Annotated in this window: 12 protein-coding genes, 1 pseudogene and 1 riboswitch; of the genes and pseudogenes, 12 read left to right on the forward strand and 1 reads right to left on the reverse strand. The window is 72.9% G+C overall.

The genetic code is table 11. From position 1 onward, the window contains the following. Positions 1 to 31: 31 nt before the first annotated feature. From ABZ716_RS22575 to ABZ716_RS22620, 10 genes are all read left to right on the forward strand, one after another. Positions 32 to 967 (forward strand): ABC transporter permease, encoded by a 936-nt coding sequence (locus ABZ716_RS22575; protein WP_358813980.1) that lies wholly within the window; start codon positions 32 to 34, stop codon positions 965 to 967. Then, positions 960 to 1742: an ABC transporter ATP-binding protein gene (locus ABZ716_RS22580; protein ID WP_351880165.1), complete on the forward strand. Its 783-nt coding sequence runs from the start codon at positions 960 to 962 to the stop codon at positions 1740 to 1742. The genes ABZ716_RS22575 and ABZ716_RS22580 overlap by 8 nt, the downstream gene beginning before the upstream one ends. A gap of 320 nt (positions 1743 to 2062) precedes the next feature. Continuing rightward, positions 2063 to 3013 carry a squalene synthase HpnC gene (gene hpnC, locus ABZ716_RS22585; RefSeq protein ID WP_358961162.1) on the forward strand — a complete coding sequence of 317 codons (951 nt, stop codon included), beginning with the start codon at positions 2063 to 2065 and terminating at the stop codon, positions 3011 to 3013. Beyond that, complete coding sequence (gene hpnD / locus ABZ716_RS22590) at positions 3010 to 3960, forward strand: presqualene diphosphate synthase HpnD (protein ID WP_358813982.1); 951 nt, start codon at positions 3010 to 3012, stop codon at positions 3958 to 3960. The genes hpnC and hpnD overlap by 4 nt, the downstream gene beginning before the upstream one ends. A gap of 196 nt (positions 3961 to 4156) precedes the next feature. Then, complete coding sequence (gene hpnE / locus ABZ716_RS22595) at positions 4157 to 5542, forward strand: hydroxysqualene dehydroxylase HpnE (protein ID WP_358961165.1); 1386 nt, start codon at positions 4157 to 4159, stop codon at positions 5540 to 5542. Beyond that, complete coding sequence (locus ABZ716_RS22600) at positions 5539 to 6696, forward strand: polyprenyl synthetase family protein (RefSeq protein WP_358813984.1); 1158 nt, start codon at positions 5539 to 5541, stop codon at positions 6694 to 6696. The genes hpnE and ABZ716_RS22600 overlap by 4 nt, the downstream gene beginning before the upstream one ends. A 114-nt stretch (positions 6697 to 6810) precedes the next feature. Continuing rightward, a complete protein-coding gene (shc, locus tag ABZ716_RS22605; RefSeq protein ID WP_358961168.1) occupies positions 6811 to 8931 on the forward strand; it encodes a squalene--hopene cyclase in 2121 nt (706 codons plus the stop codon). Further along, positions 8931 to 9569, forward strand: coding sequence for a 1-hydroxy-2-methyl-2-butenyl 4-diphosphate reductase (locus ABZ716_RS22610; protein ID WP_358961171.1), 639 nt, complete (start codon positions 8931 to 8933; stop codon positions 9567 to 9569). The genes shc and ABZ716_RS22610 overlap by 1 nt, the downstream gene beginning before the upstream one ends. A 5-nt stretch (positions 9570 to 9574) precedes the next feature. Beyond that, positions 9575 to 10606: an adenosyl-hopene transferase HpnH gene (gene hpnH, locus ABZ716_RS22615; protein ID WP_351880186.1), complete on the forward strand. Its 1032-nt coding sequence runs from the start codon at positions 9575 to 9577 to the stop codon at positions 10604 to 10606. Then, positions 10603 to 12006, forward strand: a complete 1404-nt coding sequence (locus tag ABZ716_RS22620; RefSeq protein ID WP_358961174.1) for an aspartate aminotransferase family protein — start codon at positions 10603 to 10605, stop codon at positions 12004 to 12006. The genes hpnH and ABZ716_RS22620 overlap by 4 nt, the downstream gene beginning before the upstream one ends. A 39-nt stretch (positions 12007 to 12045) precedes the next feature. Here ABZ716_RS22620 and ABZ716_RS22625 read toward each other — a convergent pair whose 3' ends face one another. Further along, positions 12046 to 12864: a tyrosine-protein phosphatase gene (locus ABZ716_RS22625; protein WP_358813988.1), complete on the reverse strand. Its 819-nt coding sequence runs from the start codon at positions 12862 to 12864 to the stop codon at positions 12046 to 12048. 317 nt (positions 12865 to 13181) lie between these two features. Further along, positions 13182 to 13334: riboswitch (cyclic di-AMP (ydaO/yuaA leader) on the forward strand. Between the two features lie 4 nt (positions 13335 to 13338). On the opposite strand from ABZ716_RS22625, the gene ABZ716_RS22630 reads away from it, so the two are divergent. Both ABZ716_RS22630 and ABZ716_RS22635 read left to right on the forward strand, forming a co-directional pair. Continuing rightward, positions 13339 to 14334 carry a LysM peptidoglycan-binding domain-containing M23 family metallopeptidase gene (locus ABZ716_RS22630; protein WP_358961177.1) on the forward strand — a complete coding sequence of 332 codons (996 nt, stop codon included), beginning with the start codon at positions 13339 to 13341 and terminating at the stop codon, positions 14332 to 14334. A gap of 163 nt (positions 14335 to 14497) precedes the next feature. Then, a pseudogene (locus tag ABZ716_RS22635) lies at positions 14498 to 15280 on the forward strand (SGNH/GDSL hydrolase family protein); the annotation flags it as partial. Positions 15281 to 15368: the final 88 nt, after the last annotated feature.

Here is a 15368-nt window from a genome sequence, read left to right on the forward strand (position 1 = left end):
GCCGCATCCTGAAGACGGAAAGTTCCAACTTGTGAGTGACACAACCCACGACGGCGCCCTCGCCACGAGCAAGCCGCCGTCCGACGACGCGGGGCTGCCCCCGGCGGAACTCGCCAGGAAGTACGGCCTGTCCGTCAGCGGTGCCCGGCCGACCCTGGCCGCATACGTGCGCCAGCTCTGGGACCGGCGCCACTTCATCCTGGCGTTCTCCCGGGCCAAGCTGGTCGCCCAGTACAGCGAGGCGAAGCTCGGCCAGATCTGGCAGGTGGCGACCCCGCTGCTCAACGCGTTGGTCTACTACCTGATCTTCGGCCTGATCATGAACGCCGGCCGGGGCATGCCCAAGGGGGTCTACATCCCCTTCCTGGTGACGGGCATCTTCGTCTTCACCTTCACCCAGAGCTCGCTGATGGCCGGCGTCCGGGCCATCCCCGGCAACCTCGGCCTGGTCCGCGCCCTGCACTTCCCGCGCGCCTCCCTGCCGATCTCCTTCTCCATGCAGCAGCTCCAGCAGCTGCTGTACTCGATGATCGTCGTACTGATCGTCACGGTGGCGTTCGGCAACTACCCGAGGCCGGCCTGGCTGCTGGTCATCCCGGCGCTGGCGCTGCAGTTCCTCTTCAACACCGGCCTCGCGCTGATCTTCGGGCGGATGGGTTCCAAGACCCCCGACCTCGCCCAGCTGATGCCCTTCCTCACGCGTACCTGGATGTACGCCTCGGGCGTCATGTTCTCGATCAACGGGGCGCTCAAGGACCGGCACGTGCCCTCGTGGGTCATGGACGTGCTCCAGTGGAACCCGGCGGCCATCTACATGGACCTGATCCGGTACGCCCTGATCGACGACTACGCCCGGCACAACCTGCCGCCGCACGTCTGGGCCTTCGCCGTCGGCTGGGCCGTCGTGATCGGCCTCGGCGGTTTCGTGTACTTCTGGAAGGCTGAGGAGCGTTACGGCCGTGGCTGAGAACAACCGGGGCCAGGTCCCCACCGTCATCGCCGACGACGTGCACATCGTCTACCGCGTCAACACCGGCAGTTCCGGCAAGGGCAGCGCCACCGCCGCCCTGAGCAAGATCATGCGCCGGGGCAAGGGCGACGCCCCGGGCGTGCGCCGGGTCCACGCCGTGCGCGGGGTCTCCTTCACCGCCTACCGCGGCGAGGCCATCGGCCTCATCGGCTCCAACGGCTCCGGCAAGTCCACCCTGCTGCGCGCCATCGCGGGGCTGCTGCCCTGCGAGTCCGGCAAGGTCTACACCGACGGCCAGCCCTCGCTGCTGGGCGTCAACGCCGCGCTGATGAACGACCTCACCGGCGAGCGCAACGTGGTCCTCGGCGGCCTCGCGATGGGCATGAGCCGCGAGCAGGTCAAGGAGCGCTACCAGGACATCGTCGACTTCTCGGGCATCAACGAGAAGGGCGACTTCATCTCCCTGCCGATGCGCACCTACTCCTCCGGCATGGCCGCGCGCCTGCGGTTCTCGATCGCCGCCGCCAAGGACCACGACGTCCTGATGATCGACGAGGCGCTCGCCACCGGCGACCGCAAGTTCCAGGTCCGCTCCGAGGCGCGCATCCGCGAGCTGCGGGAGAAGGCCGGCACGGTGTTCCTGGTGAGCCACAACAACAACTCCATCCGCGACACCTGCAGCCGGGTGCTGTGGCTGGAGAAGGGCGAGCTGCTGATGGACGGGCCCACCGAAGAGGTCGTCGCGGCCTACGAGAAGGCCAGCAGCCACTGACCGGCCGCCCCGCCGCCGTACCAGGCCCCTGCCGCTCCGCGCGGCGGGGGCCTCGCCCTGTCGCCGACATTCCGGGCGCGGTGGCCACCCGATAGGGGCCCGAGGTGTTGTACAGCGTAAGCTGGACCAGTTCTCAATCGCGCCAAGAGGGGACGATTCCCCGCAGCCGGTTCGCCGGGATACTCCCCGGTAAACTCCGCGGCGTGTCCGAAATGGGATGACTTGGGTCGGCAGTGTAGAACGGGAGACGTGACGGCGATGGCTACGGGAATTCTGACGCCCCCAGGCACAGCGGCCGTCCCGGCCCCGGGCGGCGGGCGGTGACCCCCGGGCACGGCCTCCGCCCCCCGCAGGCCCCGGCCCCCGTCGACGCGCCCGGCGCGCACGCCGGAGCCACCCTCGCCAAGGCAGCCTCGGAGAACTTCCCCGTCGCCCCCGCCTTCCTGCCCCGGGCCTGGCGCCAGGGCCTCATGGCGGTGTACGGGTACGCCCGCCTCGTCGACGACATCGGCGACGGCGACCTCGCCCCCGGCGGCCGTGACGCCGTCCTCCTCGGCCTCGACCCGGCCGCCGCCGACGACCGCCTGGCGATGCTCGACGCCCTCGAGGCCGACCTGCTGCGCGTCTTCGGCGGCAGCGACGGCCCCCCGCGCCACCCCCTGCTGCTCGCCCTCCAGCCCGTGGCGCGCGAGCACTGGCTCAGCCCCGAGCACTTCCTCGGGCTCATCGAGGCCAACCGCCAGGACCAGCGGGTCGCGCGCTACGAGACGTACGGGGAACTCCTCGCCTACTGCGAGCTCTCCGCCAACACCGTCGGCCGCCTCGTGCTGGAGCTCACCGGCACCAGCACCCCCGAGCGGATCCGCCGCTCCGACGCCATCTGCACCGCCCTGCAGATCGTCGAACACCTCCAGGACGTCGCCGAGGACCTCGGCCGCGACCGGATCTACCTGCCGGCCGAGGACATGCGGCGCTTCCGCGTCGCCGAGGCCGACCTCGCGGCGCCCACGGCCGGAGCCTCCGTACGCTCGCTGGTCGCCTTCGAGACGGAACGCGCGTTCGGGCTCCTGAATGAAGGCACCCCGCTGGTGGGTAGCGTCCACGGCAGGCTACGGCTGTTGCTGGCGGGGTTCGTGGGAGGAGGGCGAGCCGCCCTGCGGGCCGTCACCGCCGCCGGCTTCGACGTCCTGCCCGGGCCGCCCAAGCCCAGCCGAGGCCAGCTCCTGCGCGAGGTGGCCGCCGTCCTGCGCACAGCGCCGAGAAAGAGGTGAGCCCGAACGTGGAGGGCCCCAACCACGCGTCCGCTCCGTCCGCCCCGGTCCTCGCCGCCTACAGCTACTGCGAGGCCGTGACCGGAACCCAGGCGCGCAACTTCGCGTACGGCATCCGCCTGCTGCCCACCGACAAGCGACAGGCCATGTCCGCGCTGTACGCCTTCTCGCGGCGCGTCGACGACATCGGCGACGGCACCCTCGCCCCCGAGGCCAAGCTGGCCCGCCTGGAGGAGACCCGCGGCCTCCTCGGCCGGATCCGGGCCGGGGAGATCGAGGAGGACGACACCGACCCCGTCGCCGTCGCCCTCGCGCACGCCGCCCGCCGCTTCCCCATCCCCCTCGGCGGGCTCGACGAGCTCATCGACGGGGTCCTCATGGACGTCCGCGGCGAGGAGTACGAGACCTGGGAGGACCTCCAGGCGTACTGCCGCTGCGTCGCCGGGGCCATCGGACGGCTCTCGCTCGGCGTGTTCGGCACGGTCGGCCCCGGCGAGCACGCCGAGGAGTACGCCGACACCCTGGGCCTGGCCCTCCAGCTCACCAACATCCTGCGCGACGTCCGCGAGGACGCCGCCAACGGCCGCACCTACCTGCCCGCAGAGGACCTCGCCAAGTTCGGCTGCTCCGAAGGCTTCCAGGGCGGCCGGGCCCCCGCCGGCTCCGACTTCACCGGCCTCGTGCACCACGAAGTCCGGCGCGCCCGGGCCCTGTTCACCGAGGGCTACCGGCTGCTGCCGATGCTCGACCGGCGCAGCGGCGCCTGCGTGGCCGCCATGGCCGGGATCTACCGCCGTCTGCTGGACCGCATCGAGCGCGAACCCGGCGCCGTCCTGCGCGGCCGCGTCTCGCTGCCGCCGCACGAGAAGGCGTACGTGGCCGTACGCGGCCTGTCCGGCCTCGACGCCCGCACCGTCTCCCGCCAGACCACCCGGAGGCGCGGCTGATGCCCCCGACCCCGACCCCGCCCGCCCGCGGCGCCGCGGCGCGCCCCGGCCATCGGGGCCCGCACCGACGGGGCTCCACCGGCCCGTCCCCCGCCGGGGCAACCCCGCGGCGGCCGGGCGCGTCCCTCCGGGCGGGGTCCGTCCGTACCGCGGCACCCTCCGGCCCCGCGGGCCGGTCCGGCACAGGGGAGGCAGCATGAGCGGCAGCGGGGGCGACGGGCGCGCCGTCGTCATCGGCGGCGGGCTCGCCGGGGTCACCGCCGCCCTCGAACTCGCCGACGCCGGACTGCGGGTCACCCTCCTCGAAGGGCGCCCCCGCCTCGGCGGCCTCGCCTTCTCCTTCAAGCGCGGCGACCTGACCGTGGACAACGGCCAGCACGTGTACCTGCGTTGCTGCACCGCCTACCGCTGGTTCCTCGACCGGGTCGGCGGCGCCGGCCTCGCCCCGCTCCAAAGCCGGCTCGACGTCCCCGTCCTGGACGTCGCCCACCCCGCCGGACCGCGCCTGGGCCGGCTGCGCCGCAGCGCGCTGCCCGTCCCCCTGCACCTCGCCGCCTCGCTGGCCCGCTACCCGCACCTCTCCCTCGCCGAGCGGGCCTCCGTGGGCCGCGCGGCCCTCGCGCTGCGCCGCCTCGACCCCGCCGACCCCGCGCTGGACGGCGTCGACTTCGCCACCTGGCTCGGGCGCTACGGACAGAGCCCGCGCACCATCGAGGCCCTGTGGGACCTCGTCGGGATCGCCACCCTCAACGCCACCGCCCGGCAGTCCTCCCTCGGCCTGGCCGCCATGGTGTTCAAGACCGGCCTGCTCTCCGAGAACGGCGCCGCCGACATCGGCTGGGCCCGCGTCCCGCTGGGCGAACTCCACGACACCCTCGCCCGCGAGGCCCTCGACTCCGCCGGCGTCCGCACGCGACTGCGTACCCGCGTCACCGCCGTCACCCGCGGCGACGACGGGAGCTGGCGGGTCGACACCGACGGCGAGTCCCTCGACGCCGCGACCGTCGTCCTCGCCGTCCCGCAGCGCGAGGCCCACGGCCTGCTGCCCCCCGGCGCCCTCGCCGACCCCGACAAGCTCCTCGACATCGGCACCGCCCCCATCCTCAACGTCCACGTCGTCTACGACCGCAAGGTGCTCCGGCAGCCCTTCTTCGCCGCCCTCGGCACCCCCGTCCAGTGGGTCTTCGACCGCACCGACTCCTCCGGACTCACCGACGGCGGCCAGTACCTGGCGCTGTCCCAGTCCGCCGCCCAGGACGACATCGACGAGCCCGTCTCCGTCCTGCGCGCCAAGTACCTGCCCGAACTGGAGCGGCTGCTGCCCGCCGCCCGGGGCGCGAAGGTACGGGACTTCTTCGTCACCCGGGAGCGCACCGCCACCTTCGCCCCCAGCCCCGGCGTCGGCCGGCTGCGCCCGGGTCCCCGGACCGACACGCCGGGGCTCTTTCTCGCCGGTGCGTGGACCGCCACCGGTTGGCCCGCGACCATGGAGGGCGCCGTCCGCAGCGGCCTCGGCGCGGCACACGCGGCGCTCGCCGCTCTCGGCCGCCCCCGCGAACATCCTCTGCAGGAGGCGGTATGACGACCACCACGAGCACCACCAGCACCACAGGTACAGGAACCAGAGGAGAGCCATTGAACCCGGGGAACCCGGCTGTCGAGAACACGGATGCCGGCGCGGGCACGGCCGGCGGGGGAGCGGAGAAGGCCGACACCCTCGCCCTCCTCGAACGCGGCCGCACGCTGTCGACCCCCGTGCTCCGCGCGGCGGTGGACCGGCTCGCGGCGCCCATGGACACCGTCGCCGCCTACCACTTCGGCTGGATCGACGCCGAGGGCAACCCGGCCGACGGTGACGGCGGCAAGGCCGTCCGTCCCGCCCTCGCCCTGCTCTCCGCCGAGGCGGCGGGCGCCGCCGCCGAGGTCGGCATCCCCGGCGCCGTCGCCGTGGAACTCGTCCACAACTTCTCGCTGCTGCACGACGACCTGATGGACGGCGACGAGCAGCGCCGCCACCGCGACACCGTCTGGAAGGTCCACGGCCCGGCGCTCGCCATCCTCGTCGGCGACGCCCTCTTCGCCCTCGCCAACGAGGTGCTGCTGGAACTCGGCACCGTCGAGGCCGGCCGCGCCACCCGCCGGCTGACCACCGCCAGCCGCAAGCTCATCGACGGCCAGGCGCAGGACATCTCCTACGAGCACCGCGAGCGCGTCAGCGTTCGAGAATGCCTGGAGATGGAAGGGAACAAGACCGGAGCCCTGCTCGCGTGCGCGGTCTCCATCGGCGCCGTGCTCGGCGGCGCGGACGACCGCACCGCCGACAAGCTGGAGGAGTACGGCTACCACCTCGGCCTCGCCTTCCAGGCCGTCGACGACCTGCTCGGCATCTGGGGCGACCCCGGGGCCACCGGCAAGCAGACCTGGAGCGACCTGCGCCAGCGCAAGAAGTCCCTGCCCGTCGTCGCGGCCCTCGCCGCAGGTGGTCCCGCCTGTGAGGAGCTCGCCAGGCTCCTCGCGGCCGATGCCAAGAGCAACGACTTCGAGAACTTCTCCGAGGAGGAGTTCGCCCACCGCGCCGCCCTCATCGAGGCCGCCGGCGGCCGCCAGTGGACCGCCGACGAGGCGCGCCGCCAGCACGCCATCGCGGTGCGGGCCCTCGACGACGTGGACATGCCCCAGCGGGTGCGGGAGCAGCTCGTCGCCCTCGCCGACTTCGTCGTCGTGCGCAAGAGGTGATCTCCGCCGGAAAGTGGATATGAATCGCGAGTCGCCGGCCGGGGAGCTCTCCTAGAGCGTCCCCGGCCGACGGCAGACCCGGGCACAGCCGACGCACTGTACGAAGGGGAAGCCATGACAGCGACGACCGACGGCGGCGGTGCGATCACCGGCGGCGCCGATCCGCGACACGACGACGGCACGGTGGTGATCTCCGCCGTGCCCGCAGGGCCGTCCGCCGTGCCCGCGGGCCCGTCCGCCGTGCCCGCGGGCCCGTCCGGCGCAGGGCCGTCCGGCGGGGGCGCAGGACTGCTGGAGGCGGCCCGGGAGGCCACCGGCCGGGCCGTCCGCGACCTGCTGGAGCGGCAGGACGCGGAAGGCTGGTGGAAGGGCGACCTCCAGACCAACGTCACCATGGACGCCGAGGACCTGCTGCTGCGCCAGTTCCTCGGCATCCGCGACGAGGCCACCACCCGGGCCGCCGCCCTCTTCATCCGGGGGGAGCAGCGGCCCGACGGCACCTGGGCCACCTTCCACGGAGGCCCGCCCGAACTCTCCGCCACCATCGAGGCGTACGTCGCGCTGCGCCTGGCCGGGGACCGCCCCGACGCCCCGCACATGGCCCGCGCCTCGGCCTGGATCCGCTCACAGGGCGGGATCGCCTCCGCCCGGGTCTTCACCCGGATCTGGCTGGCCCTCTTCGGCTGGTGGAGCTGGGAGCACCTGCCCGAACTCCCGCCCGAACTGGTCTTCCTGCCGTCCTGGATGCCGCTGAACATCTACGACTTCGGCTGCTGGGCCCGCCAGACGATCGTCCCGCTGACCGTCGTCTCCGCGCTGCGGCCCGTCCGCCCGGCCCCCTTCGCCCTCGACGAGCTCCACGCCGACGCCCGCGACCCGTACCCCGCCCGGCCACAGGCCCCGCTGAACAGCTGGGACGGGGCCTTCCAGCGGATGGACAAGGCCCTGCACCTCTACCGGCGCTTCGCCCCGCGCCGGCTGCGCAAGGCGGCCATGGCGGCCGCCGCCCGCTGGATCGTCGAACGCCAGGAGAACGACGGCTGCTGGGGCGGGATCCAGCCGCCCGCCGTGTACTCCGTCATCGCCCTGCACCTGCTCGGCTACGACCTCGGGCACCCGGTGATGCGGGCCGGCCTGGAGTCCCTCGACCGCTTCACCGTATGGCGCGAGGACGGCGCCCGGATGGTCGAAGCCTGCCAGTCCCCGGTGTGGGACACCTGCCTCGCCGCCATCGCCCTGGCCGACGCGGGCGTCCGGCCCGACCACCCGGCGCTGGTGAAGGCCGCCGACTGGATGCTCGGCGAGGAGATCCGGCGCAGCGGGGACTGGGCGGTGCGCCGGCCCGGACTCGCCCCCGGAGGCTGGGCCTTCGAGTTCCACAACGACACCTACCCCGACGTCGACGACACCGCCGAGGTCGTCCTCGCCCTGCGCCGCATCCGCCACCCCGAACCGGCGAAGGTGGAGGCGGCCATCGCCCGCGGCACCTCCTGGACCCTCGGGATGCAGTCCAGGGACGGCGCCTGGGCCGCCTTCGACGCCGACAACACCAGCCCCCTCCCCAACCGGCTGCCCTTCTGCGACTTCGGGGAGGTCATCGACCCGCCCTCGGCCGACGTCACCGCCCACGTGGTGGAGATGCTCGCCGCCGAGGGCAAGGCCGGTGACCCGCGCGCCCGGCGCGGCATCGCCTGGCTGCTGGCCGAACAGGAGCCGGAGGGCAGCTGGTTCGGCCGCTGGGGCACCAACTACGTGTACGGGACGGGCTCGGTGGTCCCCGCCCTCACCGCCGCCGGGATCGCCCCCGGCCACCCCGCCGTCCGGCGGGCCGTCGGCTGGCTGGAGTCCGTACAGAACGAGGACGGCGGCTGGGGCGAGGACCAGCGCTCCTACCGGGACCGCTCCTGGGCCGGGAAGGGGGCCTCCACCGCCTCGCAGACCGCGTGGGCGCTGCTGGCCCTGCTCGCGGCGGGGGAGCGGGAGGGCCAGGCGGTCCGGCGGGGGGTGGAGTACCTGGTGCGGACCCAGCGGGCCGACGGCACCTGGGACGAGCCGTACTTCACCGGCACCGGATTCCCCTGGGACTTCTCCATCAACTACCACCTCTACCGGCAGGTGTTCCCGCTGACGGCCCTCGGCCGCTACCTGTACGGGGAGCCCTTCGCCCCGGACGCCGCCGCCCGGCGCACCGGCGGGGCCACGGCCGCCGCACCGGTCCCGGCCGAGGAGGTCTGATGCCCGCCGGGGCGGCCCCTACCGCCCCGCCGCTGCTGATCGCCTGCGCCCTGCGCATCGAGCGGGCGGCCCTGCGCGGCGGTGGCCGCTCCGCCGCAGGGGGCACGGTGCTGCGGACCGGCATGGGGCCGCGCGCCGCCGACCGGGCCGTGGCCCGGGCCCTGGGACGGCCCGGGATGGAGGGGGCCGCCGTCCTCGCCACCGGCTTCTGCGCCGGCCTCGTCCCCGGAATGAACCCCGGGGACCTCGTCCTCGCCGAGGAGACCCGCGACCCCCGCGGGCCGGTCGCCTGCACCGGTACCGCCCTGCTCGCCGAGGCACTGGCCCGCGCCGTCCCCGGGCGGACCGTGCACACCGGCGTACTGACCGGCTCCGACCACGTCGTGCGCGGGCAGGAGCGCGCCCAGCTGCGCGCCTCCGGCGCCCTCGCGGTCGACATGGAGTCCGCGGCCACCTTGTGGACCGCCTCCGGGGCGGGCCGCCCGGTTGCGGCCGTCCGGGTGGTCGTGGACGCTCCGGAGCACGAGCTCGTCCGTATCGGCACGGTCCGCGGTGGAATATCTGCCTTCCGTGTCCTGCGTGCCGTACTACCCGCTTTCCATGACTGGCACCGTTCGTTGCTGCTTCCCAGGAGGTGAACCAGATGGCCATGCCGTTGCGACAGTCCATCAGGGTCGGGACCTATCTTCTCGAACAGAAGCTCCGCAAGCGCGAGAAGTTCCCGCTGATCGTCGAGCTGGAACCGCTCTACGCCTGCAACCTGGCCTGCGAGGGGTGCGGGAAGATCCAGCACCCGGCCGGGGTGCTCAAGCAGCGCATGCCCGTCGCCCAGGCGGTCGGCGCCGTCCTGGAGTCCGGCGCGCCCATGGTGTCCATCGCGGGCGGCGAGCCCCTGATGCACCCCCAGATCGACGAGATCGTCCGGCAGCTCGTGGCCCGGCGCAAGTACGTCTTCCTCTGCACCAACGCCGTGCTGCTCCGCAAGAAGATCGAGAAGTTCACCCCCTCCCCGTACTTCGCCTTCGCCGTGCACATCGACGGACTGCGCGAACGCCACGACGAGTCCGTGGCGAAGGAGGGCGTCTTCGACGAGGCCGTCGCCGCGATCAAGGAGGCCAAGCGGCGCGGATTCCGGGTGACCACCAACTCCACCTTCTTCAACACCGACACCCCGCAGACCGTCATCGAGGTGCTGAACTACCTCAATGACGAGCTGAAGGTCGACGAGATGATGATCTCGCCCGCCTATGCCTACGAAAAGGCTCCTGACCAGGAACACTTCCTGGGTGTGGAACAGACCCGGGAACTGTTCAAGAAGGCTTTCGCGGGCGGCAACCGGCGCCGCTGGCGGCTCAACCACTCCCCGCTCTTCCTGGACTTCCTGGAAGGAAAGGCCGATTTCCCCTGCACGGCCTGGGCCATTCCCAATTACTCCCTCTTCGGCTGGCAGCGCCCCTGCTACCTGATGAGCGACGGGTACGTGCCCACCTACCGGGAGCTGGTGGAGGACACGGACTGGAGCAAGTACGGCCGCGGCAAGGACCCGCGCTGCGCCAACTGCATGGCGCACTGCGGCTACGAGCCCACGGCCGTCCTCGCCACCATGGGCTCCCTCAAGGAGTCCCTGCGCGCGGCCCGCGAGACGGTCGGCGGGAACAGGGACGCGTCGGCATGACGACGCCCCGGCCAGGGGGCAAGGGGTTCGACCTCGCCGCGCTGCTCGCCGAGCGCGGCGGGGAGCGCTACGAGCTGCACGCCCGCCACCTCAACCACCAGCTGCCCCGCATGCTGCGCACCATCGGCTTCGACAAGGTCTACGTACGCGCCGAGGGAGCCCACTTCTGGGACGAGGAGGGCAACGACTACCTCGACATGCTCGCCGGCTTCGGGGTGATGGGCCTGGGCCGCCACCACCCCGTGGTCCGCCGGGCCCTGCACGAGGTCCTCGAAGCCCAGCTCGCCGACCTGACCCGCTTCGACTGCCAGCCGCTGCCCGGGCTGCTGGCCGAGAAGCTGCTCACCCACAGCCCCCACCTGGACCGCGTCTTCTTCGGCAACAGCGGCACCGAGGCGGTCGAGACCGCCCTGAAGTTCGCCCGCTACGCCACCGGCCGGCCCAGGATCCTCTACTGCGACCACGCCTTCCACGGGCTCACCACCGGCTCCCTGTCCGTCAACGGCGAAAGCGGCTTCCGTGACGGCTTCGCCCCGCTGCTGCCCGACACCAGGATCGCGCTGGGCGACCTCCAGGCCCTGGAGCGCGAGCTGCGCCGGGGCGATGTGGCCGCCTTCGTGGTCGAGCCGGTCCAGGGCAAGGGGGTGCACGCCGCACCCCCCGGGTTCCTGCGCGCCGCCCAGGAGCTCCTGCACCGGCACAAGGCGCTCCTGATCGCCGACGAGGTGCAGACCGGCCTCGGCAGGACCGGGGACTTCTACGCGTACCAGAACGAACCGGGCGTGGAGCCGGACCTGGTGTGCGTGGCCAAGGCCCTCTCCGGCGGGTACGTGCCCGTCGGCGCGACCCTGGGCAAGGACTGGATCTTCCAGAAGGTGTACTCGTCCATGGACCGGGTGCTGGTGCACTCCGCGAGCTTCGGCTCCAACGCCCAGGCGATGGCGGCCGGACTGGCGGTGCTGCACGTGATGGAGGACGAGAACGTCGTCGCCAACGCCCGCGCCATGGGCGACCTGCTGCGCGGGCGGCTGGCCGCGCTGGTGGACGAGTACGAGATGCTCCACGAGGTGCGCGGCCGCGGGCTGATGATCGGCATCGAGTTCGGCCGCCCGTCCTCGCTGGCCCTGCGCGGCCGCTGGACGATGCTCCAGGCGGCCCGCAAGGGGCTGTTCGCGCAGATGGTGGTGGTGCCGCTGCTCAACCGGCACCGGATCCTCACGCAGGTCTCCGGGGACCACCTGGAGGTCATCAAGCTCATCCCGCCGCTGATCGTGGACGAGGCGGACGTGGACCGGTTCGTCGGCGCCTTCCGCGCGGTCATGGACGAGGCGCACGGCGGGGGCTCGCTGATGTGGGACTTCGGCCGGACCCTGGTGAAACAGGCCGTCGCCAACCGCTGACGGTCCCGGGCCCCGGTCCGCCGGGGCCCGGCACCCGACCTAGTCCAGCAGCCGCTCGCGCAGCCGCTCCCGTGTCGCCGGGGTGAGCCCCAGGCCCTCGGTGAGGTAGCGGTCCACCCCGCCCCAGTGCGTGTCGATGGTCCCGTAGGCGGCGAGCAGGTACTCGGCGCGGGCGTCGAACAGCGGCGCCACCAGCTCGCTCACCTCGGGGGAGCGGGCCTGCGGCACGTCGTCGGCGCGGCGCAGCCGGTAGCGGTTGTGCGGGGCGTTCGACTCCAGGTAGTCCGCGGTGATCGCCTCGCGCTCCACCCCGAGCGCGAGCAGGGTGACCGCGACCGACAGTCCGGCGCGGTCCTTGCCCGCCGCGCAGTGCAGCAGCGCCGGCACGCTGTCCTCGGCGAGGGCGTGCACCACCCGGCTGTGCTCGGCGGTGCGGGTGCGGACCATCTCGCGGTAGGAGGCGGCCATCCGGGCGGCCGCCCTGCCCTCACCGAGCAGCCCGCGGAGCTGGTCGAGGCCGCCCTCGCGGACGATCCGCCAGAACTCCCCGCCGTCGGCCGGGTCCGAGAGCGGGATGTTCACGTTGCGCACGCCCGGCAGTGCGACGTCGGGGCCCTCCACCAGCAGGTCGGAGCTGTTGCGGAAGTCGAAGACGGTGTGCAGGCCGAGGGAGGAGAGGAATTCCGCATCTTTTTCGGTGGCATGTGCCAGATGTCCGCTTCGGAATAGTCGTCCCGTCCTGACCCTCCGTCCGTCGGTGGTGGGCAAACCGCCCACATCGCGGAAATTGCGCACTCCGGTCATCCGGGGCAGGGGTTCGGGGTCCGTCGGAAGGTCCTGCGGTATCTGCTGGGTCACGTGTACTCCTCCGCGGTGTGCCGCGTGTCCGAATTGGTCGGGTTGGAACCAACTTGCCATGGCTGAACGCGAGGTTGGGCCGGGTGGGCGTGAGCCAGATCATACGGTGACCGAGCGTGCCTGATCGCGAAATCCGAATTCCCATGCCGGGACGGCCGTTGCCGCTCCGGAAGGGACGCAGGGTGACCGGAATTCAGCTGATCCCTCATACCTGCTATTGCGTCAGGGAATTCACGGCTTGTTGCCCGGGCCCCCGCTGGATTACCTTCGCGAACACTCCGGGCGGACCGCCGAATCCTGCCGCCGCCCGGAACCGCACCCGACCAACGACGCGCGGCAGGAGCGGGGGAACCAGGAAGACCGCCGTACCGGATCAATTCCGGTGCGGCTCGGGGTGAAGCCGTACCCGTGCGGCCGGACATCTCCAGTCCGAACCCGACAGCTCACCTCGCAGGCGCCGGAGAGGAATTCGCCATGCCCGGAAAGGGTAAGCACCGCCGTCCGAAGTCCCGTTCCATATCCCGCGGCCTCGCCGTCGCCGGGACCGGCGGTGCGGCCCTCGCGCTGCCGCTGATGGGCGCCGCCGGCGCCCAGGCCGCCCCGGCTCAGGCCGCCGCCCCCGCTCAGGCGCCCGCGGCGGTCCGGACGGCCGTCCCCGCCGCCGTCCCGGCCGCCGCCCCGTCCGTCTACACGGTCGTGACCGGCGACTGCCTCTCGACGATCGCCGCCGAGCGCGGCCTGTCCGGCGGCTGGCAGCAGCTGTACGCGGACAACCGCGACGCCGTCGGCGACGACCCCTCCCTCATCCACCCCGGCCTGCGCCTGACCCTCGGCGGCCAGGGTGCGGCCCCCGCCCCGAAGGCGGCTGAGGCGCCCGCCGAGGAGACCTCCACCGGGACTCCGCCGGCCGAGGAGGAGCCGGCCCCCGCCGCTCCCGGCGAGGACACCGCCGAGGCGCCGGACTCCGCCGGCTCCCCGGCCCGTACGGCGCCGAAGGGACCCGCCGTCCGCTCCCGTACGACGCAGCAGTCCGCGCCCGCCGCCGGGTCCGCGCCCGCGAGCGCCTCCGGGTTCGTCGCCCCCGTCAGCGGCGGCATCTCCACCGGCTACCGCACGCCGGGCGCCATGTGGTCCTCCGGCTACCACACCGGCGTCGACTTCATCGCGAGCACCGGCACCACCGTCCGGGCCGTCGGCGCCGGCACCGTGGTTTCCGCTGGCTGGGGCGGTGCCTACGGCAACGAGGTCGTCATCCGGCACGCCGACGGCAAGTACTCCCAGTACGGCCACCTGTCCCAGCTGTCCGTCTCGGCCGGCCAGACCGTCACCGCCGGCCAGACCATCGGACTCTCCGGCGCCACCGGCAACGTGACCGGCCCGCACCTGCACTTCGAGATCCGCACCGGGCCGTCCTACGGCTCCGACATCGACCCGCTGGCCTACCTCCGTTCCAAGGGCGTCAGCATCTGACGGCCGCTCCGGCGGCGAGCTCCGGAACACGCGGGGCCGGAACCCGAGAGGGTCCCGGCCCCGCGTGTACTTATTCCTTATCTCCCGCGTGGTATAGATCACGGTCCGTCAAGCCCTCATTACGTTGGCGTAGGTGGGCGGCGGGGGTGAAGGATGGGCTCCCGTGGCAGCGACGAAGACGACACTCAAGACCATCGGCTCGTACGCGGCGATCGGGGACAGCTTCACCGAAGGCGTGGGAGACCCGGGACCCGGGGATTCCTATCTCGGCTGGGCGGACCGGCTCGCCGTACTCCTGGCGGATCAGCGCGACGAGCACGACTTCCGGTACGCGAACCTGGCGGTACGGGGCAAGGTGCTCGACCAGATCGTGGAGGAACAGGTTCCGCGGGCCAAGGAACTGGCCCCCGACCTCGTCTCCTTCTGCGCCGGCGGCAACGACATCATCCGGCCCGGCACCGACCCCGACGACGTGGCGGAGCGCTTCGAGGCGGCCGTGGCCGACCTCACCGGCGCCGTCGGCCTCGTCATGATCACCACCGGCTTCGACACCCGGGGCGTGCCCGTCCTCAAGCACCTGCGGGGCAAGGTCGCGACGTACAGCGCCCACGTCCGGTCCATCGCCGACCGCTACGGCTGCCCCGTGCTCGACCTCTGGTCGCTGAAGTCCGTCCAGGACCGCCGCGCCTGGGACGCCGACCGCCTCCACCTCTCGCCCGAGGGGCACACCCGCGTCGCGCTGCGCGCCGCGCAGGTCCTCGGCTACGAGGTCCCGGCCGACCCCGACCAGCCCTGGCCGCCGTCCCCGCCGCGCGGCTCCGTGGACGTCACCCGGGACAACATCCAGTGGGCGCGCGAGCACCTCGTGCCCTGGATCGGACGCCGGCTGCGCGGAGAGTCCTCCGGCGACCACGTCGAGGCCAAGCGTCCGGACCTGCTCCCGCTGTGCCTCGCCGCCCTCCTCATCACCGGCCTCGACCCGCTGGAGGCGCTCGTCAGCCACACCGCCACCGGCCGCGGCATGACCGCGAAGT

It is taken from the genome of Streptomyces sp. NPDC006687 (genome assembly GCF_040636215.1).
Taxonomy (GTDB): Bacteria; Actinomycetota; Actinomycetes; order Streptomycetales; family Streptomycetaceae; genus Streptomyces.